The organism is Flavobacterium granuli, assembly GCF_031456055.1.
Taxonomy (GTDB): domain Bacteria; phylum Bacteroidota; class Bacteroidia; order Flavobacteriales; family Flavobacteriaceae; genus Flavobacterium; species Flavobacterium granuli_A.
In genome coordinates, this window is record NZ_JAVDTX010000001.1 from 799,349 (window position 1) to 822,520 (window position 23,172).

Annotated in this window: 20 protein-coding genes; 4 read left to right on the plus strand and 16 right to left on the minus strand. The window is 33.8% G+C overall.

Annotation, left to right across the window (positions count from 1 at the left end; translation table 11 throughout):
* Positions 1-241: 241 nt before the first annotated feature.
* From ftsZ to mraZ, 13 genes are all read right to left on the minus strand, one after another.
* Positions 242-2,197, minus strand: coding sequence for a cell division protein FtsZ (ftsZ, locus tag J2W95_RS03450; protein WP_310004268.1), 1,956 nt, complete (start codon positions 2,195-2,197; stop codon positions 242-244).
* A 92-nt stretch (positions 2,198-2,289) separates the two neighbouring features.
* Complete coding sequence (gene ftsA, locus J2W95_RS03455) at positions 2,290-3,678, minus strand: cell division protein FtsA (RefSeq protein ID WP_310003973.1); 1,389 nt, start codon at positions 3,676-3,678, stop codon at positions 2,290-2,292.
* Positions 3,679-3,684: 6 nt separating this feature from the next.
* Entirely contained in the window at positions 3,685-4,407 is a 723-nt protein-coding gene (locus J2W95_RS03460; protein ID WP_310003975.1) for a cell division protein FtsQ/DivIB, read from the minus strand.
* On the minus strand, positions 4,394-5,743 hold the full coding sequence (gene murC, locus J2W95_RS03465; protein WP_310003977.1) for a UDP-N-acetylmuramate--L-alanine ligase: 1,350 nt from the start codon (positions 5,741-5,743) through the stop codon (positions 4,394-4,396). The genes J2W95_RS03460 and murC overlap by 14 nt, the downstream gene beginning before the upstream one ends.
* A gap of 69 nt (positions 5,744-5,812) precedes the next feature.
* Positions 5,813-6,907 (minus strand): undecaprenyldiphospho-muramoylpentapeptide beta-N-acetylglucosaminyltransferase, encoded by a 1,095-nt coding sequence (gene murG / locus J2W95_RS03470; RefSeq protein WP_310003979.1) that lies wholly within the window; start codon positions 6,905-6,907, stop codon positions 5,813-5,815.
* A gap of 79 nt (positions 6,908-6,986) precedes the next feature.
* Positions 6,987-8,306: an FtsW/RodA/SpoVE family cell cycle protein gene (locus J2W95_RS03475; protein ID WP_310003981.1), complete on the minus strand. Its 1,320-nt coding sequence runs from the start codon at positions 8,304-8,306 to the stop codon at positions 6,987-6,989.
* 67 nt (positions 8,307-8,373) lie between these two features.
* Positions 8,374-9,705, minus strand: a complete 1,332-nt coding sequence (gene murD, locus J2W95_RS03480) for a UDP-N-acetylmuramoyl-L-alanine--D-glutamate ligase (RefSeq protein WP_310003983.1) — start codon at positions 9,703-9,705, stop codon at positions 8,374-8,376.
* Position 9,706: 1 nt separating this feature from the next.
* Positions 9,707-10,936 (minus strand): phospho-N-acetylmuramoyl-pentapeptide-transferase, encoded by a 1,230-nt coding sequence (mraY, locus tag J2W95_RS03485; RefSeq protein WP_310003985.1) that lies wholly within the window; start codon positions 10,934-10,936, stop codon positions 9,707-9,709.
* 93 nt (positions 10,937-11,029) lie between these two features.
* On the minus strand, positions 11,030-12,493 hold the full coding sequence (locus J2W95_RS03490; protein ID WP_310003988.1) for a UDP-N-acetylmuramoyl-L-alanyl-D-glutamate--2,6-diaminopimelate ligase: 1,464 nt from the start codon (positions 12,491-12,493) through the stop codon (positions 11,030-11,032).
* Positions 12,490-14,493, minus strand: coding sequence for a penicillin-binding protein (locus tag J2W95_RS03495; RefSeq protein WP_310003990.1), 2,004 nt, complete (start codon positions 14,491-14,493; stop codon positions 12,490-12,492). Before J2W95_RS03495 ends, J2W95_RS03490 begins: the two co-directional genes overlap by 4 nt.
* On the minus strand, positions 14,484-14,831 hold the full coding sequence (locus J2W95_RS03500) for an FtsL-like putative cell division protein (protein WP_310003992.1): 348 nt from the start codon (positions 14,829-14,831) through the stop codon (positions 14,484-14,486). The genes J2W95_RS03495 and J2W95_RS03500 overlap by 10 nt, the downstream gene beginning before the upstream one ends.
* 4 nt (positions 14,832-14,835) lie before the next feature.
* Positions 14,836-15,744, minus strand: coding sequence for a 16S rRNA (cytosine(1402)-N(4))-methyltransferase RsmH (rsmH, locus tag J2W95_RS03505; protein WP_310003994.1), 909 nt, complete (start codon positions 15,742-15,744; stop codon positions 14,836-14,838).
* Positions 15,719-16,192, minus strand: a complete 474-nt coding sequence (mraZ, locus tag J2W95_RS03510; protein ID WP_310003996.1) for a division/cell wall cluster transcriptional repressor MraZ — start codon at positions 16,190-16,192, stop codon at positions 15,719-15,721. Before mraZ ends, rsmH begins: the two co-directional genes overlap by 26 nt.
* 375 nt (positions 16,193-16,567) lie before the next feature.
* On the opposite strand from mraZ, the gene J2W95_RS03515 reads away from it, so the two are divergent.
* Both J2W95_RS03515 and yihA read left to right on the plus strand, forming a co-directional pair.
* Positions 16,568-17,341, plus strand: a complete 774-nt coding sequence (locus J2W95_RS03515) for an alpha/beta fold hydrolase (protein ID WP_310003998.1) — start codon at positions 16,568-16,570, stop codon at positions 17,339-17,341.
* A 29-nt stretch (positions 17,342-17,370) separates the two neighbouring features.
* Positions 17,371-17,991 (plus strand): ribosome biogenesis GTP-binding protein YihA/YsxC, encoded by a 621-nt coding sequence (gene yihA, locus J2W95_RS03520; RefSeq protein WP_310003999.1) that lies wholly within the window; start codon positions 17,371-17,373, stop codon positions 17,989-17,991.
* A 90-nt stretch (positions 17,992-18,081) separates the two neighbouring features.
* Here yihA and gldC read toward each other — a convergent pair whose 3' ends face one another.
* Positions 18,082-18,417: a gliding motility protein GldC gene (gene gldC / locus J2W95_RS03525; protein ID WP_111409904.1), complete on the minus strand. Its 336-nt coding sequence runs from the start codon at positions 18,415-18,417 to the stop codon at positions 18,082-18,084.
* On the minus strand, positions 18,417-19,376 hold the full coding sequence (gene gldB / locus J2W95_RS03530) for a gliding motility lipoprotein GldB (protein ID WP_310004004.1): 960 nt from the start codon (positions 19,374-19,376) through the stop codon (positions 18,417-18,419). The genes gldC and gldB overlap by 1 nt, the downstream gene beginning before the upstream one ends.
* A gap of 199 nt (positions 19,377-19,575) precedes the next feature.
* Between gldB and nadE the strand changes: the two genes are divergently transcribed.
* Both nadE and J2W95_RS03540 read left to right on the plus strand, forming a co-directional pair.
* Positions 19,576-20,373 carry an NAD(+) synthase gene (gene nadE, locus J2W95_RS03535; protein WP_310004006.1) on the plus strand — a complete coding sequence of 266 codons (798 nt, stop codon included), beginning with the start codon at positions 19,576-19,578 and terminating at the stop codon, positions 20,371-20,373.
* Between the two features lie 88 nt (positions 20,374-20,461).
* Positions 20,462-21,091, plus strand: coding sequence for a response regulator transcription factor (locus J2W95_RS03540; RefSeq protein ID WP_035636740.1), 630 nt, complete (start codon positions 20,462-20,464; stop codon positions 21,089-21,091).
* Here J2W95_RS03540 and dnaG read toward each other — a convergent pair.
* Positions 21,088-23,064, minus strand: coding sequence for a DNA primase (gene dnaG / locus J2W95_RS03545; RefSeq protein ID WP_310004008.1), 1,977 nt, complete (start codon positions 23,062-23,064; stop codon positions 21,088-21,090). The two genes, J2W95_RS03540 and dnaG, sit on opposite strands and share 4 nt — an antisense overlap.
* Positions 23,065-23,172 lie beyond the last annotated feature (108 nt).

The window sequence follows — 23,172 nt, forward strand, 5'->3', positions numbered from 1 at the left end:
AGCCTTTTTGGGAGAAACTATATTTTTTCTTGAACCAGAAAAGCGACTGAAAGAAGCTCTTTCTTGTTCTTAGAAAAAAATAGTTACGATAAAAAAGCTTGTAATGTACAGCTGGATAAGGCCCGACAAATTTAGAAAATTTAACTCGCATTAACAACTTCTTGTTTTATGCTTTATACTCAAAAAAATAACCCGAAAATTGAATAAAATTTTCGGGCTATCTCAAAATGGTTTGAGTTAGTTAATCTACATTGTCATGTAAATAGGAGTTGTTGGAACGCAACTGCAAATCATTATTACTATCAGTTCCAACTGATATTCTTGAAGTAGAATTATTAGTTTGTGAACTGCTAAGATCGATACCAAATCTCTTATAAGCTGGCTCTCTTTCTAGTTCATCCACTCTTGATACATTATCATGAAACTTATAATTGAAATCTTTAAGTTTTCTTCTTCTTTCTTCAGCTCGGAATCTAAGCGTTTCTTCGATTGTCATGTCAACTGGAGAATTGTTCGCCAGGACAGGAATTTCGGCAACTGGCTCAGACACTTGCTTCATCGTGATGTTCAATTCAGCTGGTATTACTTCCTCTATTTTGGCTACAGGCTTGCTTTCTATCAAGTCATTCTCTGTTTCCATATATTCTTCAAGCGAGTATTTAATGATACCGTTATCCGACAATTCGGTTACAGGAACCAACTGAACAGGTTCTATTACTTTAATATCTCTTGTCTCATTTGTCAATTCAAATAAAAAATTATTTGACTCAACTTTAGCTTGAACAGGTTCTGGTTTACTTAATGGCATATCAAAAGAAAAAGCCGTTTGCTCTTGTTTTTCCTCAAAATGCATTGGCTCAGACCTTACTTCTCTAACTTGCTCAACAACAGGATTGGCAACTACAAAATCAATCTCTTTCAGTGGAGAAACAATTTCGAATGTTACATCCAAATTTTTGATAAATTCAGTCATCCCGATTAACTCATCTTCATTGATAGAAGCAATTATCGGAGATTCAATTACCGGCTCGGGTGTCACCACATCTTCGATTAAATCAAAAACGATTCTTTCGTTAGAATTTGAAACTGGTGTTTCAGTATTTAAATTAAAGTTTGCAACTGTATTTTTTGTTAGATCAAAAACACCTCTTTGTTCTTCTTCTAGAGTATGAATAATTTTTTTAGGCTCAACATTTACGATTTCGTTTTGTTGTTCCACATTAAAACCTGTAGCAATAATTGTTACCGCAATTGAATCACCAAGAGTTTCATCTTCACCAACCCCCATAATAATATTGGCATTTGAACCTGCCTCATATTGTATATGCTCATTGATTTCGGCAATTTCGTCGATAGTAATTTCATTGGTTCCAGAAACGATAAGCAACAATACGTTTTTGGCTCCTGTAATTTTATTATCATTTAAAAGTGGCGAATCTAAAGCAGCAATAATCCCTTCCTTAGCTCTATTTTCACCAGATGAAACAGAAGATCCCATAATAGCAGTTCCGCTATTATACAATACTGTTTTTGCATCACGTAAATCTATATTTTGAGTATAGTGATGAGTTATTACTTCGGCAATTCCTCTAGAGGCAGTCGCCAAAACTTCATCCGCTTTTGAAAATCCAGCTTTGAAACCTAAATTTCCATATACTTCTCTTAATTTATTATTATTGATAACGATTAATGAATCGACTTGTTTACGCAATTTTTCGATACCGATAAGAGCTTGTTCTTGACGCACTTTACCTTCAAACAAGAATGGCAAAGTTACTATCCCTACTGTAAGTATGTCTCGTTCTTTGGCCAATTGAGCTATAACCGGTGCAGCTCCTGTTCCAGTTCCACCACCCATTCCGGCAGTGATAAATACCATTTTAGTATTTACATCCAATACTTTTTCAATATCAGCAATACTTTCTATAGCTGATTGATGTCCAACATCTGGGTTAGCACCCGCTCCTAAACCTTCGGTTAAATGTGCTCCTAACTGAATTTTGTTAGGCACACCACTATTCTCAAGCGCTTGAGAATCGGTATTACAGACGATAAAATCAACGCCTTTAATCCCTTGTTTAAACATGTGGTTTATAGCGTTACTACCGCCACCACCTACTCCAATTACTTTGATTACATTTGATTGATTTTTTGGTAAATCAAATGAAATACTTCCAAATTCTGTGTTGCTTGGCATCATATGGGGTTTTAATTTTTATTAACTTTATCTTTAACTACTCTAGGCTTGGGGCAAAAAGGAGGTTTGATATTTATTCTATTATTTATTTATTATTCTGCGTTGTCCAAAAAATCTTTAATCTTGTCCACATATTTATCAAAAAACGATCTTCTTATTTTGTTTTCAGTAGATTCTTCCCTAACAGGAGCTACTTGAAGTACTCTTTCAGGTTGTACATAAACCTCTTCTTTAATTTCTACTTTTTCTTCAACAATAGTCTCTCTATAAATTACTTTTTCTGGTGTTACTGTTGCCTGCATTTTAACCGCACTTTGTGTTTTATTTTCAATGCTGTTCATTACCAATCCAACTGCTGTAGCATATAAGGGGCTTGAAATTTCTTCATCAGAATTTCCAGCTAGGTGTTCGTTAGGATAACCAATTCTAGTATCCATTCCGGTGATATATTCTACCAATTGCTTTATATGTTTCAATTGTGCACCACCACCTGTAAGAACGATTCCTGCAATCAATTTTTTACGAGGATCTTCATGTCCATAAGCTCTTACCTCGGTAAAAACTTGTTCAATGATTTCAACAACTCTTGCATTAATTATTTTCGAAAGGTTTTTCAACGAAATCTCTTTAGGCTCTCTTCCTCTTAATCCTGGAATAGAAACAATCTCATTGTCTCTATTTTCCCCTGGCCAAGCAGAACCAAATTTCACTTTCAATAATTCAGCTTGTTTTTCTATAATCGAACAACCCTCTTTTATATCATCCGTAATTACATTACCTCCAAAAGGTATTACTGCTGTGTGGCGAATAATTCCATCTTTGAAAATAGCCAAATCTGTTGTTCCTCCTCCAATATCGATAAGAGCAACTCCGGCTTCTTTTTCTTCTTGACTCAAGACTGCATCAGAAGAAGCTAATGGCTCCAATGTCAAACCTGACAATTCGATACCTGAACTTTGAATACATCGACCAACGTTTCTGATAGAAGAAGCCTGTCCTACTACCACATGAAAACTACTTTCCAGTCTTCCTCCGTACATCCCAATTGGCTCTTTAACATCCGATTGCCCATCAATTTTAAATTCTTGTGGCAATACATGAATTATCTCTTCTCCTGGCAACATGGCCAATTTATGAACCTGATTGATCAATAAATCAATATCATTTCCACCTATAACTTCTTCAGGATTACTTCTGCTGATATAATCACTATGCTGAATACTTCTTATATGCTGACCAGCAATACCTACTACAACATCTTTTATTTTATAACCTGAATTATTTTCTGCCTCAAGTATTGCTTGCTGTATAGATTGAATAGTTTGCGTAATATTATTTACAACACCTCTTGCAACTCCTAAACTTTTAGATTTTCCAACACCTAAAATTTCAAGTTTACCATATTCATTCTTTTTGCCTATCATGGCAACAATTTTCGTCGTCCCAATATCTAGACCTACTGCAATGTTCTCTTTTTCCATTTTCTATTATTTTGTGCAAACTACTTGTTCCGTAAATCTGAGATCTATTTTTTTATATTTATCCAAAGAACCATCCAAACTTACTTTTTGAAAAAAAGCTTTATAGTTTTGGAATTTACGTTCTACATTTATCAAACTACCAAAATCAATTTGATAATTATAATTTCTATTGAGCATTAATAAGCTACCATTAGGCATAATTTGTATCCCAATGATGTTTTTTCTCAAAAACGCATCATCATAAATTATCTTAAATAATTTAAATAAATCTTTGTTGTTTTTCTTGTTTATCTCCCCAGAAACAAGTGGAACTCGAGCTGTAAAATTCGCCGACAAAGGCATGGTATCTCCTTCACTGTCAATATAGAAAGAACCCTCATCATTAAAGACTCTAGCTATAGGCGTCTTTTGTTTCACAACTGCTTTTAGAACACCATCGATACTCACATACACATCTGCCTTCTCGATCATTTCTTGAGCATTCAATACTTGCTCCAATTTATTCAAATCTAGCCTATCTTTTCTTATGGTTTTAGCATTCGAATTATTTTCTATCAACAATTTATTAACCGTTTCGTTTTTTAAATAAAGAGAGTTTTCGCCTACAAAAATCACCTCTGATTTAGTCAATTTCCTTTTAGAATTTCGTTTGGATGTAAACGAAAAAAGAAAAATCACCAAAACAAACATCAATAATAACCTTACATTATTCCAATTAAAGACTTTCATACAATGCTTTTTTAATTGAAGGAACCATTTCTCCCAAATCACCTGCGCCAATCGTTACAATAATCTTGGCATCATTAGCCAAAATGGAAGAAATCAAATCTTCTTTACTAACAATTTTTTTATGATCATTTGTCATTTTATCCATTAGCCATTGTGAATTAACACCTTCCATAGGCAATTCACGTGCTGGATAAATTTCCATCAAAAAGACTTCATCAAAAGCCGATAAACTTTTAGCGAAATTATCTACGAAATCTCTTGTTCGACTAAATAAATGCGGCTGAAAAACAGCTAACACTTTTTGTCCCGGATACAATTCTCGAACGGCTTGATGAACGGCATTTATTTCCGTCGGATGATGTGCATAATCATCAATATATACTAAATTATCTTCTTTAATTTGATACGAAAAACGCCTTCTGATTCCTTTAAAGGAAACCAAAGCTCTGGCAATAACATCGGTTGGGGTGCCGTAAGTTATTGCCATCGCTATTGCCATTAAAGCATTCATTAAATTGTGCTTGCCTGGCAATCCGAAACGCAAATCTTTAATGAGTTCGTTTGGGGCTTTAACATCAAAAACATAACTACTGTTTTCTATTCTTACGTTGAAGGCCTCAAAAACTGCTTCTTCATTAACCGCACAAATCATCCCTTCAAGAGGTAATTCATTGGTTATAAAAAGTTTGCTTTTATCTTCAACTTTATTCGCAAATTCTACAAATGAAGCTTCTATAGCCTCGCTCGTTCCATAAATATCCAAATGATCGGCATCCATAGAAGTAATGCAAGCAATATCTGGGTGCAAATGCAAGAAGGAACGATCAAATTCATCAGCTTCTACAACAGTGACTGTTTTACCGTTACCAATTAAATTAGAATCATAATTCTCAACAATTCCTCCAATGAAAGCTGTCACATCAGCCCCGCTTTCATATAAAATATGCCCTAAAATACTTGAAGTTGTTGTTTTTCCATGAGTTCCTGCCACCGCAAAACAAAAAGTATCTTGAGTAATAATCCCCAAAACTTCAGCTCTCTTTTTTACTTGATACTCTCTTTCCAAGAAATAATTCCACTCTGAATGTTTAACAGGTACTGCAGGAGTAATTATTACTAATGTATTTTCTACATAATAGTCACTTGGAATTAGACTAATATTATCTTCAAAATGAATATCAATTCCACTTTCAATCAATTCACTGGTAAGAATAGAAGGTGTCTTATCATACCCAGAAACTTGTTTTCCAATAGTTTTGAAATAACGAGCCAAAGCACTCATTCCGATGCCTCCGATTCCTATGAAATAGACGTTTTTAATTTGACTTAAATTCATTTTATTTTTATTTTAATTTATCAGGATTATCCGCTTTCATATTACACATTCGACATATTAATCGATTCATTAACTAATTTTAATCAACTTAACAATTGCATCAACTATTTGCTCTGTTGCTTTTGGCTTTGCCAATAGTTTAATATTTTCACTTAATTGATCTTGCTTTCCTTGGTCTTTTATCAACGATTCGAATACCAGGCTAAAATCTTCATCCAATTGTGATTCTTTAAGCAAAATGGCTCCTTTCTTTTTCACTATTGCTTCGGCATTTTTAGTTTGGTGATCCTCGGCAACATTAGGTGACGGTATAAAAATCACAGGTTTTCCAACAATACACAACTCTGAAACAGAAGAAGCTCCAGCTCGTGAAATAACCACATCAGCTGCAGCATAAACCAAATCCATTCTTTCAATAAAAGCAACTACCTGGACGTTATGTCTGTTAAATTTTTTATAATCCTCCAAATAAAATTTCCCGCATTGCCATATCACTTGAACATTTAAAGAAAGTAGATTACCTAATTCTTTTTCGATCAATTGATTAATTCTTCTGGCTCCAAGACTACCACCAAGAACCAGTAACGTTTTTTTGGTTGAATCCAAATTAAAATATTCTATAGCTTCTTTTCTTTTGTCTTGAATATCCAATAAATCTTGACGAACTGGATTTCCTGTCAAAATTATTTTGTCTTCTGGAAAAAACCGTTCCAAATGATCATAAGCAACACAAATGCTGTTAGCTTTTTTACTTAAAAGTTTATTCGTAATTCCCGGATAAGAGTTTTGTTCTTGGATTACGGTTGGAATATTCATACTATTAGCCATTTTCAACAATGGTCCGCTCGCAAATCCTCCAGTCCCAATAACAACATCCGGTTGGAATTTTTTTATAATTTTTCTGGATTCCCATAAACTATTCAATAATTTAAATAGGAACATTGCATTTTGAATTGTTAGTTTTCTTTGTAAACCAGCAATCCAAAGACCTTTTATTTTATAACCTGCTTGAGGCACTTTTTGCATTTCCATTTTGTCTTTGGCACCAACGAACAAAATTTCAGCATCGGGAAAACGAGACTCTAATTCGTTTGCAATCGCAATCGCTGGATAAATGTGTCCTCCAGTACCTCCTCCACTCAAGATAAATCTATGTTTTGCCATTTTGAAAAAATTTCTAAGTTGCTTCTTTTAGTACTAAATCGAAACGAACTTTATTATTTATAAAATCTAATAAACCCAATTATTTTAACACTGCATCCATTGGATTCTTTGAATTATCCGTAATCGAATAATTGCTTGCGTCAAAATTGTCATTTACATTTTTAAAATCTGCTTCCTCAAGATCTGCTTCCAATTCTCTATCTATAAGTTTTTGAAGTATTTCTTCTCTTTTTTCTTTTTCTAATTTTTCTTGTGCAATTTCTTCGTCTTTTTTGGTCACGCTCAAAATAATTCCGAGTCCAAAACAAGTCATCCAAATCGAACTACCACCACTACTTATCAAAGGCAATGTTTGTCCGGTAACTGGCAATAACTCTACAGCAACCGCCATGTTAATCATCGCTTGAAAAATCATTGGAAACCCTAAACCTATCACCACCAATTTCCCAAAAAGCGTGTTTGCTTTATGGGAGGCGACTACAAATCGGAATAATAAAAGTAGATACAAAATTAAGACTCCCAAACCTCCTACAAGTCCATATTCTTCAACAATAATAGCATAAATGAAATCGGAAGAAGACTGTGGCAAGAAATTCTTCTGAACACTTTTTCCAGGTCCCAAACCATATATTTGCCCTGAAGCAATAGCAATTTTAGCCTTTTCTATTTGATAATCATCTTCATCAGCTTTATCAGTAGTGAAATTCTCAATACGACTTTGCCATGTTCCTACTCTGCTAAAAAATTTAGATTCAGGAAAAGCTTTTGACATTAAAAAAAACAAAGTCAAAATCACAACTCCAGAACCTATGATAAAAAAGATGTACTTCAAAGGATATCTACCAACAAAAGCAAGCATAAGTATCATTGAAAAAATCAAAGCCGTGGTAGAAAAATTGGCTGGCAGAATAAACATTAAAGTTATAAAAACCGGAGTCCACAGCTCCCATAAAGAAGACTTAAATGTTATTGGTGTTTCTCTGGTTTTAGACAAATAACGAGCAACAAAAATGAACAACATGATTGCCGCTAATGTTGATGTTTGAAACGACAATCCAATAAAAGGAATCTGAATCCATCGACTGGCATTGGCACCAGCAATCACTGTCCCTTTTATCAAAGTATAAGCCAATAAAAGCCAAACTATAGGCAATCCAGCTTTGGAAATGGCTCTAAAATAATGATACGGAATTTTATGAACCCAATAAATAATTAAAAAACCAATGCAGATATGGGCAAAATGTTTTACCAAATAACCTAATGTATTCCCAGTACCATGACCCAAATAAGCCAAATTACTACTTGCACTAAAAACTGGCATAAAAGAAAACAGGCCCAATAAGGCCACGAATGACCAAATGCCTTTATCTCCTTTTAGCTTGTTAATTAGTTCTTTCATTTTTAAATTTTAGAATTAAGATTTTACATTTAATTTCAATTGAAATCAATTTTCTAAAAACTTCAATTTATAGATTTTTAACTGCTTGTTTGAATTGTTTTCCTCTGTCTTCATAGCTTTCAAACAAATCAAAACTAGCACACGCTGGTGATAGTAACACTGTATCACCTTTTTCAGATAAACGTTGAGCCATACGAACAGCTTCATTCATACTCGTTACTTCAACCATTATATCAACCACGTTACCAAAGGCATCAATGATTTTTTTATTATCAACTCCTAAACAAACAATTGCTTTTACTTTTTCACGAACTAAAGACATTAATTCATGATAATCATTTCCTTTATCAACTCCCCCAACAATCCAAACAGTAGGTGTGTTCATACTATCTAAAGCGAAAAATACTGAATTTACATTGGTAGCTTTTGAATCATTGATATATTGAACATTTTGGATCTTCAATACTTTTTCCAAACGATGTTCAACACCTTGAAAATTAGACAAACTTTCACGAATCGTTTCTTTTCTTATTTGCAAAATTTTTGCAACAGAAGTCGCCGCCATAGCATTTTTTAAATTATGTTTCCCTTCTAATGCAATGTGCTCTGTGTCCATTGTAAACTCTTCGTGATTGATCTTTACTTCCATTTTGTTGTTTTTTATATAAGCTCCTTCAGTAAATTCGTCGGTTAACGAAAAAGGAATTAATTGGGCTTTAACTTTATTTTTACTCAACCATTCTAAAATGGCTTCATCATTTGCATCATAAATAAGGAAATCTTCCTCTGTTTGATTCATCGTGATACGAAACTTAGACTCTATATAATTTTGATATTTGTAATCATATCGATCTAAATGATCAGGACTAATATTCGTTATTATTGCTATGTCCGGTCTATAATCCACAATTCCATCCAACTGAAAACTACTCAACTCTATCACATAAAAATCATAATTATTATCTGCGACCTGCCAAGCGAAACTTTTACCAACATTTCCAGCCAATCCTACATTCAAACCTGCTGTTTTTAACAAATGATGAGTAAGCATTGTAGTAGTTGTTTTCCCGTTACTACCTGTTATCCCGACCGTAAGAGCCTTTGTAAAAGGAGCTGCAAATTCAATCTCGGAGATTACAGCAATGCCTTTAGTTTTTAATTGCTTAACAATTGGTGATTTATCAGGAATACCGGGGCTTTTCATAACCAAATCTGCATTCAAAACTAAATCCTCAGTATGTTTTCCCTCTTCCCAAGCGATGCCATTTATAATTAACACCTCTTTATAACTATCTTTTATCTTTCCGAAATCAGATACAAAAACATCATATCCTTTTTTCTTACCGAGAATAGCAGTACCTACACCACTTTCTCCTCCGCCTAAAATCACTAGCCTCATATTATCTCAATTTCAGTGTAACAATTGACAAAATGGCCAGCATTATAGCTACTACCCAAAACCGCGTCACTATTTTACTTTCATGATATCCTTTCTTTTGATAGTGATGATGTAACGGCGACATTAGAAAAATCCTTCGTCCTTCGCCAAAGCGTTTTTTGGTATATTTAAAATAGCTTACTTGTAAAACAACAGAGAAATTTTCTACCAAAAATATTCCACACAGTAAAGGAATAAGCATTTCTTTTCGAACAGCAATTGCCAGTACCGCAATAATTCCCCCAATAGTTAAACTTCCTGTATCTCCCATAAAAACGGAAGCTGGATATGAGTTGTACCAAAGAAAACCAATCAAAGCTCCCAGAAATGAAGCTATAAAAACGGTCATCTCTCCTGAATGAGGTATATACATTATATTCAGATAGTTTGAGAAAATAATATTCCCCGAAACGAACGTGAAAATAGCTAACGCAAAAACTGAAACGGCTGAAGTACCTGCAGCCAAACCGTCAATACCATCAGTTAGATTGGCTCCGTTTGAAACGGCAGTAATAATAAAAATCACTATAGGAATAAATACCAACCAAGCCCATTTTTCGTACCCTTCACCTGTCCAAGCTAAAAGCTCAGCGTAATCAAATTCATTATTTTTAAAAAAAGGAATTGTAGTTGCAGTTGATTTTTCTTCTAATGAAACTGGTTGAACTACGGTTTCTGTCGTTTGTTTAAAAATATCAACCTTTCCAGTATCGGTTCTAACAGTAACAGCAGGACTGAAATACAAAACTGACCCTACGATAACTCCTAATCCAACTTGACCAAATACTTTAAAGATCCCTTTAAGTCCTTGTTTGTCTTTTTTGAAAATCTTAATATAATCATCAATAAAACCAATTGTTCCCATCCACAAGGTGGTAACAATCAATAAAACAATATAGATATTATGTAATTTTGCAAAAAGCACCACAGGAACTAAAGTTGCAAATATGATAATGATACCTCCCATTGTTGGCGTACCCGCTTTTTCATTTTGACCAGCCAATCCTAATTCACGAACTGTTTCCCCTACTTGCTGTCTACTTAAAAAACCAATTATGCGTTTTCCATAAATGGTAGACAATAACAATGACAACATCAATGCTAAGGATGATCTAAAGGTGATGTATTGAAAAACCCCTGTACCAGGAACATCCATTACTTTGTCTAAATATTGAAATAAGTAGTATAGCATATCTCTTTGTTTATTTGGTTAATCGTTAATTTGTGTAATCGTTAGGTCTTTTAATATCCGGTTAAACGAATAAACAAATAACCGATTAAACTATTATTTTCCTAATTGATCTAAAATCTCTTTTACATTTTTCATATCATCAAAATCATGACGTACCCCTTTGATTTCCTGATAGGTTTCGTGTCCTTTACCAGCAATCAATATAATATCATTTGGCTGTGCCAATTGACAAGCTGTTTTAATCGCTTGCAATCTATCTGTAATCGACAAAACTTTTTTGAAATTTTGAGCTTGAATCCCTTTTTCCATTTCTTGAATAATGGCTTCTGGTTCCTCGTTTCTAGGATTATCGGAAGTCAAAATTACTTTATCACTCAATTCTGAAGCAATATTGGCCATAACAGGTCGTTTTGCAGTATCTCTATTTCCACCACAACCCACAACTGTTATTAATTGTTCGTTATTGGTTCGCACATCGTTTATGGTACTCAAAACATTTTCGAGTGCATCTGGCGTATGAGCATAATCAACTATAGCCGTTATATTCGTATTAGAAACAATATATTGGAATCGCCCAGAAACGCTTTCCAATTCAGACATCAATCGAAGTACTTCCAAACTGTCTAACCCTAATTCTACTGCCGTTCCATATATTGCCAACAGATTGTAAGCATTAAAAGTTCCAATTAATTTGACCCAAACTTCATTGCCGTTTATTTTTAATAGTAATCCAGATAATTGATTTTCCAGAATTTGAGCTTTGTAATCAGAATAGGTTTTTAAAGCGTAAGAAAGTTTTTTGGCAGAGGTGTTTTGAAGCATTACCTGCCCGTTTTTATCGTCAATATTAGTAAGGGCAAAAGCACCACTTGGCAAATGATCAAAAAAAGATTTTTTTACATCTCTATATTCTGCAAACGTAGGATGGTAATCCAAATGATCATGAGATAAATTAGTAAAAATTCCACCTCTAAAATGCAAAGCTTCGGTCCGCTTTTGATGAATCCCATGCGAACTAACTTCCATAAAACAGTATTCAACACCTGCATCAACCATCTCATTTAGATAATGATTTATGGTTATCGAATCCGGAGTTGTGTGGGTTGCTTTATATTCAATATCATCCACTAAAATCTTAACCGTTGAAAGCAAACCAACTTTAAAACCAGCTTTCTTAAACAGTTGACACAACAAAGAAGCTATAGTTGTTTTGCCATTAGTCCCTGTAATACCAACCAATTGTAATTTTTGTGATGGATTTCCATAAAAATTAGCAGCCATAAAAGCCAAAGCTGCATTGGTATCTTTCACGCATACATAAGTCACACCATTTATTAAGCTCGTTGGAAGTGTATCACAAATAACCGCTGCAGCTCCAAGTCCAATTGCTTTTTCGATAAAATCATGTCCATCTGAAATAGTCCCACGAATCGCTATAAATACATCATTTTTTTCGACTTTTCTAGAATCAAAATTCAATTGATTTATAGCAATTTCAGTAGAACCGGTTACAGATTCTATCGCTACTTTATATAATATGTCTTTTAGTATACTCATGATAATTCCAATAGAATTGATGAATTTTTTACAATACTCTGCCCTGCTTGTATAGATTGTTTTTTCACTTTTCCAACTCCAACAGCTTTAACCTTTAAACCCAAATTCTCCAATAAAGCAACCGCATCCATTCCTGACATTCCTTTTACATTAGGAATAGAATTTTGCTTTTTTTGCATTTTAACATAATAAGTGTTATAATTGCTGTCTTGCTTTGGATTAGGATTATCTAATTTTTTAATCACATTAGTAGAAGGAGTATCGGTAAATATTTTTTGGGCAATTCTTTTAAAAACTGGCCCAGCAACATCGGCTCCATAATAATTATTTTTGGCAGTATTAGGTTTGTGAACCACCACTATACAAGAATATTTAGGCTTATCCGCTGGAAAATAACCTACAAATGAAGATGCGTAATACTTATCTATCCCTCCATTCTTGGCATAATTCATTGCCGCGGTTCCTGTTTTACCAGCCATGGAAAAATCTTTAGAATATAATTTGGAAGCCGTTCCTTTTTTTACCACATTAGCCAAAACTGCCTTAACTTTTCTTAATGTCTCTGGCGAACAAATCCTTGGATTCATTACCTCTGTATCGTATTTTTTAATGCTTTTATTCCATGCTTTAATTTCTGAAACCACCATCGGTTTCACCATCACCCCATTATTAGCAACAGCATTATATAATGTCAGTGTTTGCAGTGGTGTAACCGAAACTCCATATCCATAAGCCATCCATGGAAGTGAAACGTTAGACCAATTTTTATCACTTGGTTGTGGAATGAAAGGTTTTCCTTCACCCTGAAAAGCCAATCCCAATTTCTTATTTAATCCATAAGAGTTTATATGATTCACAAACTTCGTAGGATTGTTTTTGTAATTATCATACACCGCTTGAACCATTACCGTATTAGATGAAACTTCAAAACCACGGGCTAACGATATTTTACCGTAACCCCCTTCATGAGAATCTCTTACCTTGCGTCCTGAATAAATAACTACACCTCCATGACTATCATAAACAGTACTGGTATCAGCCACTTTATCATCCAGTATTGCCATCAAATCAACCAATTTGAAAGTAGATCCTGGCTCATGGGATTCTGCATACGCATAATTTGTAGTTTCATAATAACTACCATCAGTTGCTCTTCCTAGATTTGAAATCGCTTTTACATGACCTGTCTTAGTTTCCATAACAACTACACAACCATGATCTGCTTCATATTCTTCCAATTGTTTCAATAAAGCATGATGTGCAATATCCTGAATGTAAACATCTATTGTTGAGATAACATCATAACCATCTTGAGGTTCCACTTCGTTTACATCACGAATAGGTTTCCACTGCCCTTTAGCAATTTTTTGTTTTAATATTTTACCATCTTTCCCGTTAAGGTATTGACGATATGCCCACTCGATTCCTTTACCATCAGAATACCCTTCAGGCATTTTTCTTTCATAACCTATACTACGTTGAGCTATTAGTCCAATTGGATGCTCCCTAACTGTTTTTTGCTCAATTATAATTCCGCCTTTATAAGCTCCCAAATTAAATAATGGAAATCCTTTGATTTTCATATATTCGGTAAAACTCAAACCTTGAGCTACTAAAAAATATCTGTTTTTATGTGCTCTTGCTCTCCTAAGTTCATTTTGGATAGTACTACTAGATTTTTTGAGTATCAAACCCAATGAATCAGAAAGCAATTTTACATTTTTTTCAAAAGTTTCTGTTTTCGGAGCTACAGCATCAAAACGAATTGCATAATTAGGAATTGAAGTTGCCAAAAGACTTCCATCAGCAGAATAGATATTCCCTTTATTGGCAGGAATAACAAAATTTTTCACCGTTCTTTCTTTGGCTAATTCTCTGTAATGATCTCCATCCACCCATTGAATATTAGTTAACTTCACAGCAATAGCTATTGCCATCAAAAAGATGAAAAAGGCAACCAAGTAGGTTCTATAGGATATATATTTATCTTCTACTGCCATATTCTTTCTAAGAAATTTTTCTCTTCGGGTTTTTTAACTTCTATTTTAACTGGAGGAACGGTTGATGGAAAAATTTGTTTTTCTTCCATTTTTGCCGAAACCGTGGATTCCATTTTGAGTTTCATCAGCTCAGAACGTCTGTCTACAAATTCAGAACGCAACTCTTTTACTTTATTGGTCAACTCAACAATCTTAAATACTTTTTGTTCGTAACGTTGTGTATTTGCAATCATTATTATAGCAAGTAAAATCACAAAGACAATAAAACGCCAATTTTTGACTGCATTATCGTCTATAAGAAACTGTGCTTTTAATATGTTATAAATTCCACCTTTCATTTTATTACTTTTTCTCAGCAATTCTCAATTTAGCACTTCTAGCTCTGTTGTTTATTTTGATTTCTTCGTTATCAGGAACAATTAATTTTCCGATAGTCTTAAAAGGAACCGAAAAATTTCCATAAAAATCTCGTTCTGGTTCCCCTTCGAACATTCCATTTTTTATGAATCTTTTTACTAATCTATCTTCTAATGAATGATAAGAAATCACACTCAATCTCCCACCTGGTTTCAAGATTTCAAGGGACTGTTCCAAAAACTCTTTCAAAACATCCATTTCCTGATTCACTTCAATACGAATCGCCTGATAGATTTGAGCCAATATTTTATTTCGAACTCTTTCAGGCAAATATTTAGCCAAGACTTCTTTTAATTCATCTGTGGTTTTGATTAATTGATGCTCTCTAGCCTCTACAATTGTTCTTGCCAAAGCTGGTGCATTTTTCAATTCTCCATAATCCAAGAAAACTCTTCTCAAATTAACATCATCATATTCATTCACAACTCGATATGCATTCAAATCATTTTTCTGACTCATTCTCATATCCAGTTCAGCATCAAATCGAGTTGAAAAGCCTCTTTCAGCTACATCAAACTGATGGGAAGAAACTCCCAAATCACCCAAAATACCATCAACTTCTTTTATACCATAAAAACGCAAAAATCTTTTTATGAATCTAAAATTTTCATTAATAAGAGTAAATCTTTCATCAGGCAAAGCATTCGCTAAAGCATCCTCATCTTGGTCAAAGGCAAACAATTTACCATTTGGCCCCAGCCTACTCAATATTTCCTTTGAATGACCGCCGCCGCCAAAAGTTACATCCACATAAACTCCGTCTGGATTAATATTCAAGCCATCTACCGTAGGATGTAGCAATACTGGATTATGATATTCCATTGTCGTCGTCATTTAAATTACCCATTACTTCTTCGGCTAAATCCGCAAAATCAACATCTGCACCGTCTATCGATTTCTCATACAAATCCTTATCCCAAATTTCCACAATATTAACTGCAGAAGAAAAAACCACATCTTTATCAATACTCGCAAAAACCACTAAATCCTTAGGAACCAATAACCTACCCAATGCATCAATCTCTACTACTTTTACTCCAGCAGTGAAACGACGAATAAAGTCATTGTTCTTTTTTACAAATCGGTTAAGTTTGTTGATTTTTTTCATCATCAAATCCCACTCTTCCATAGGATACAATTCCAAACAAGGCTGAAATACAGAACGCTTCAAAACAAAACCGTTTTGAAGCGAGGAAGCCAGTTGCTTTTTTAAAGGAGCAGGTAATAAAACCCGTCCTTTTGCATCGACTTTACACTCATATGTCCCTATAATTGCGTCCAAGTAAATAGTGTTTATTGTATAAAGCAAAAATATATAAAATTTTACCACATTTTACCACAATATACCACTTTGTTAATAAGTTTAACCACTTTCAACCAAAAACGCTTAGTTTATAGACAATCAGAACATTAGCTTACACATCCATTATTTGTAAGAAAGATTGTGTTTTGTTAAAAAGCCTTCATTTTTGATTATTAAAACACACTCTTAAAAGCCTAAAAATTCTGCTATTCATTCGTTAAAAAACTAGCAAAACACCCTCTAAAATTCTTTATTTTTAATTGAGACAATAAAAGGTTAAAAAATAGCTGCTAAAATTCTTTTTAATTTTATAAACCCTATATTTGTGAAAAATTGAAAATTGTCATTTAAAACATGGAAAAATACTATAAAAAAGAAGGCAAATACGGATATTACGAAGCAGGCGAAGGAATTCCGATTGTCATCTTACATGGTTTAATGGGGGGACTTAGCAATTTTGACGCTGTGGCTAGTTACTTTTCTAATAAAGGATACAGAATCATCATCCCCGATTTGCCTATTTACACTCAAAACATATTAAAAACGAATGTGAAGAGTTTTGCAGTCTATGTAAAAAACTTCATTACTTACAAAAAATTAGACAGAGTCATTCTTTTAGGAAATTCTCTTGGAGGACATATTGCATTATACCATACCAAAATGTTTCCTGAAAAAGTATCCGGACTTGTAATTACTGGAAGTTCAGGATTATACGAAAGCGCCATGGGAGATAGTTACCCAAAAAGAGGCGACTACGAATACATCAAGAAAAAAGCCGAAGATGTATTTTACGACCCAAAAATAGCGACACCAGAACTTATTGACGAAGTATATGCTACAGTAAATGACCGCATAAAATTAATCAAGACTTTGACTATTGCCAAAAGTGCAATTCGTCACAATATGGCTAAAGATTTACCAAAAATGCACGTGCAAACCTGTATTATTTGGGGGAAAAACGATCAAGTTACCCCTCCAGATGTAGCAGATGAATTCCATAGATTACTACCTAATTCCACTTTATACTGGATTGACAAATGTGGCCACGCCGCCATGATGGAGCAACCAGAGGAATTCAACAAACACCTTGAGGACTGGCTTACCCACACTCACTTATCTGAACACTAATCGAAAAGGAGAATTTTACACCCAAAAACATGAAAATTAATACTGCCGAATTCGTAATAAGTAACTCAGATGTGAGCAAATGTCCAAAGGACTTTTTGCCAGAATATGCTTTTATTGGTCGTTCCAATGTTGGGAAGTCATCATTAATTAATATGTTGACCAATCAAAAAAAATTGGCAAAAACATCTGGAAGACCCGGAAAAACGCAACTAATCAATCACTTTTTGATCAATAACAATTGGTTTCTTGTTGATTTACCTGGTTATGGCTATGCTAAAGTTTCCAAAAAAACAAAATCCATATTTCAAGAATTCATCACCGATTATTTTGAGACAAGAGAGCAGTTGGTTTGCGCTTTTGTTTTGATTGACATTCGTCATGAAGCACAGACAATCGACATTGAATTCATGTCGTACATGGGAGAAAGTGAAATTCCTTTTTGCATTATTTTCACCAAAGCTGATAAAATCAGTAAAGTAAAAATCGATTCCCACATTGCAGCTTACAAAAAACAAATGTTTGCCAACAACTGGGCCGAAATGCCACAATACTTTGTTACTTCAGCGACAGAATCAACTGGAAAAGAAGAACTATTAAGTTATATAGACGACGTAAATCAAGAAGTCTTTAAAAATAATTCAGAATTCTAAAAAGACTTTATAACATATAAAAAAATCCCAAAACTATATTTTCCTGATAGTTTTGGGATTTTTTATAATTCCTAATTATTTGACAAAAAACTATTTCTTCAATTCTAGTTTCTCTGCAAAATAATCACAAAAGTCCAACATCGTATCCGACATTTTCTCATCATTAGTCGCTCTTTTGAAAGTATCAGCCATAGCCACTAAGGTTTGATGGAAGAAAATTTTCATTTCATCTACAGGCATTTCTTTAGTCCACAAATCGATGCGCATGCTTTCCTTGGCTTTGCTATCCCACACATTAAGCATAATTGCTTTTGATTCCGATAGCTCCACTCCTCCATCTTTTGCAGTCCAAAAAAGCTTTTCTGGAACGCGGTTTTCATCCAATTCGACTAAAAATTTAATTTCTGAGGTATTTTTATTTGACATTATTTCTTGGGTTTGTATTTTGATTTTTCGAAAATTTCTTTGGCATCCGTTTTTAACAACTGATCTACCGTAACATCATTATTTACCATATAAGACTTAACAATTTGCCAGCCAATCCATGAACCTATTTGTCCTGGAGAATCATTATCAATTTCTAAATAAAATTTTGAAAAAGGAGCTGGATCAATAAAACGAGAAGTCAACTTTTGCTCATCGCTAAAAAGCATTTCTCTTTCAATAAAATAGCGCCATATATAACTTTCATTTTCTTGGCACCAGACAATTTGCTCTGGAGTATATCCCATTTTTTCGGCATCACTGTATTCTGGCAACAAAAGATCTTTTAAATAGAGCTGTTTTCCAAAATAAATCATTTGGGACAACAAGTTTTTATCCATTGGAGGAGCAATTTTTCCTAATGAAAAACTCTTCACTACATCAGGCATCATTTGTCTTTCTTCAAAATTTTGTTTAATATATTTTGGAAAAGTATAAAACTTATGATCCTTACCCAAATACAATTCTAATGAAATTATAACTAAAGAATCTGCGTAAATCGCTTTATTCGTATAATCCATATCTGAAATCAACGTAATTACTTTAGGAGTTTTTGTCTTAGGGAAATAATATTTCATATGCTGAACTAAAGCTTCTACCTCATTTTGAATCCCTTCCGATGTAGGATACTTTTTTTCAACTTCGGCATATACTTCTCTCCAAATAGGAGCCGTCATTTTATTTGTCCAAACGGTATCATTAATCTGGGGAGAGAAGAAATAAGGATATTGTTTTTTCAATTTTGACAAATCTCCTGGAGCAGTTTCAAAGAACTGTTTATCAAACCGTTCAACCTTAATAGCTTCTACAGGTGTTTCTTCGATAGCTTTTTCAACTTTACTTTTTTGACCACAAGACAATAAAAGCAAACTACTAACTATCGTTAAGAGAAATAATTTCATGTTATTTTAATTTTTTATCAGTTTCTCGACAGGTTTAAACAATAATCCTCAAATCTTCATAGGCTTTTTCAACCTAAACCAAACATCCTCTATCCAATTGCATTATTTTATTTAAATTTGTTTCAAAAGGAATTCCGAAAAACAATACACTTATTTTTTTTGCAAATATACATCCCTGCTTTTTAAAACTTAAACTATTATGACTAAAAAAAGAACCCTCCAAATCGAAAAAGTTAATACACATATTGTTGAATGGCTAAAAAGCTATGCTGAAAATTCGAAAGTTAATGGATTTGTAATTGGAATATCTGGCGGAGTAGATTCAGCAGTAACCTCAACACTTTGTGCTCAAACAGGTTTGAAAGTATTATGTGTTGAAATGCCAATCCACCAAGCACCAAGTCAGGTTTCAAGAGCCAAGGAACATATTGAGCAATTAAAAAGTAGATTCCCTAATGTAACCAATGCTGTAGCCGACTTAACTTCAGTTTTTGAAACATTCAAAAATGCAGTTCCTACAACTGATAATGAAAGTGTCGTAAATTTGTCACTTGCCAATACTCGCGCACGTTTACGCATGACAACTTTATACTATTTTGCAGGAATACATGGTTTATTAGTCGCGGGGACTGGAAATAAAGTAGAAGATTTTGGAGTAGGATTTTATACTAAATATGGTGATGGTGGAGTAGATTTGAGTCCAATTGCCGATTTAATGAAGTCTGAAGTATATCAATTGGGAACCTATCTAAAAATCCCAAACTCTATTTTAACAGCCGCTCCAACCGATGGTTTATTTGGAGATGATCGATCAGACGAGGATCAATTAGGAGCCAGTTATGATGAATTGGAATGGGCAATGCTCTTAACCGAATCTGAAGCAAACGCAGAAACAATTACAGAACGCGAAAAAGAAGTTCTACGAATTTATACAAAGCTTAATCAGAGCAACCAACACAAGATGAATCCAATTCCAGTTTGCACTATAAACTGTTAAAAAAAAATAATTTGTCCGAAAAATTATACTTATATAAATATTTTTTTATAATTTTATATCTTCAAAAACAATCCTAAAACTAAATACCATGATTAAAGTTTGTTTAGCAGATAACTATCCTGTAGTACATTTTGGAATAAAGTCGTACTTCAAAGACCATTCAGACATTTCTATCGTAGCCAACGTTGGTAATTTTGCAATGGTAAAAGACATCCTTCTTACCAAAGAAATAGATGTTCTTGTATTGGACCTAGAACTTGAAGGGTTATCGAGTATTTTCGAAATCAAATCGGTTTTGAAAAATTTCCCAAAAACTAAAATTGTCTTTTACAGCGGACTTTCAGAGCAAATCTATGCTCCAAATGCTATTAAAGCAGGAGTTTCTGGATTTGTCCACAAAACTGAAAAACTGGAAACTTTAGGTCAATCGATCATCAAAGTGAACCAAGGAAAAATCATCATGAATGAAACAGTGATGAAAAACATTGCTTTGATTGCAAAACAAAGCAAAAGCGAGCGTTTATACAGAAAACTTTCTAATCGTGAAGTTGAAGTATTGCGTTATTTAAGTGACGGTAAGAAAAACCACGAAATCGCTGAGATTTTATCCCTTAATGAAAAAACAATCAGTACTTACAAATTACGATTATTAACTAAATTAAACGTTACAAATCTAGTAGATTTAGTAAACAAAGCTAAAACTTTAGAGATCGTTTAACTGTATCGTGACATGACTCTTCCTAATTTTTTCGAAAAAGAATTAATTAGTTTATAGTAGTCCATCGCCATAGACATAGACTCTGTATTATCTGAACCCGGTTCATTTGATACAGAGTTTTTTAATTCCTCTATAATTTTGTCTACCAAATACCAGCGCATCGTCAAGATAGTTTCAGACACATATTGACTGATAGTTTCATTTTTCGTTTTAGGAATGATGTTTTGTCCTTCCCAATTATGCAATACCAATCGCTCATCTTCCATCAAAATATCAGTTACTTCTTGGGCAAAGTCGGAATTTAAATGCATCAAATACTTTTCAAATTCTAAATTTTCATTCTGCAGAAAATATTGAATTAAGTCATTAAAAATATCACGAAATAAAGGATTGGCTAATTCCACCTCATCTTCTTGCAAACTCAAATAAATCCTTTGATAAACTTTATATTCTTTCTTTTCGGTTACATTTTCGATTTCACCCGATTCATTTGTCCTCAAATAAACATCCTCAAACTCTTCTGTTTTATTTCCATACAACAAAAGAATCTCAATTATTTTACGCTCTAAACGATACAGCACATCAACTTTTGCAGCTTGAACAGGATTTTCATTTTTTACAATTTCAAAAGCCTTTTGCTCCTGTTTTGCTTTTTTCCCTACTTCGGTAACATCTTTTTGAACCAATTGTGCCAAAGTACTTGTCAAAACCTGCTCGGAAATATCCATAATTCTAGAACATTCCTGTATGTAAATTTCACGTTGAATCCTGTCAGGAATTTTAGAAATACTGCTAACCATATCCCGAATCAAATCGGCTTTCTTAACGGGATCATTTTTGGCATCATTCATCAAAAGAGATGCTTTGAACTGAATAAAATCCTTGGCATTATTCTCTAAATAGGCAACTAGATCTTCATATGAAGTTTTTCTGGCAAAACTATCAGGATCTTCCCCATCAGGAAACGCGCAAACTTTTACGTTCATTCCTTCTTCGAGAATTAAATCGATTCCACGAACAGAAGCACGGAGTCCTGCAGCATCACCATCAAACAGAACGGTAATGTTTTTGGTCAATCTATTGATTAATCGTATTTGATCCGGTGTAAGAGCAGTTCCCGAAGAGGCAACAACATTTTCAATACCCGCTTGATTGAACTGTATAACATCAGTGTAACCTTCTACCAAAAAACAATTATTTAGTTTCGCTATTGATTGTTTCGCTTGAAAAATACCATACAGCACTTTACTTTTATGGTAAAGATCACTCTCTGGGGAATTTAAATATTTGGCTGCTTTTTTATCATTAGTCAAAATTCGACCTCCAAAACCAAGAACCCTTCCAGACATACTTTGGATAGGAAACATCACTCTACCTTTGAATCGATCAAAAGGGCGATCTTCTCTGGCTATAGTCAGTCCTGTACTTTCAAGAAACTCCATTTTATATCCTTTTCCTAGCGCTTCTTTGGTAAAAGCATCCCAGGTTTCTGGCGAATATCCCAAAGCAAATTTCTTGATAGTTTCATTGGTAAAACCACGCTCTTTAAAATAGGAAAGTCCAATGGCTTTTCCCTCTTCTGAGTTTAAAAGTGTAGTATGAAAATAAGTTTTGGCAAATTCAGAAACCAAATACATACTTTCACGAACATCTGTATTTAATTTCTCCTCTTCAGATTGTTCTGTCTCTTCAATCTCTATATTGTATTTTTTGGCCAAATAACGAATGGCTTCCGGATAAGTGAAATGCGAATGCTCCATCAGGAAAGCAACTGAATTTCCTCCCTTCCCAGAACTAAAATCTTTCCAAATTCCTTTTGCAGGCGAAACCATAAAGGAAGGGGAACGTTCATCCGAAAATGGACTCAGCCCTTTGAAATTACTTCCTGCTCTTTTTAATTGTACAAAATCGCCAATAACCTCCTCTACTCGAGCGGTTTCAAAAACAGTATCTATGGTTGCTTGTGATATCAAAACTTATAAGAATATTTAATAGTAATCCTTTCGAAAATTCGAACAGTTACAAAAATACACAAATCAAACTTTATAATTCAAAATAAAAAAAGTGCTCCATCTCTGAAA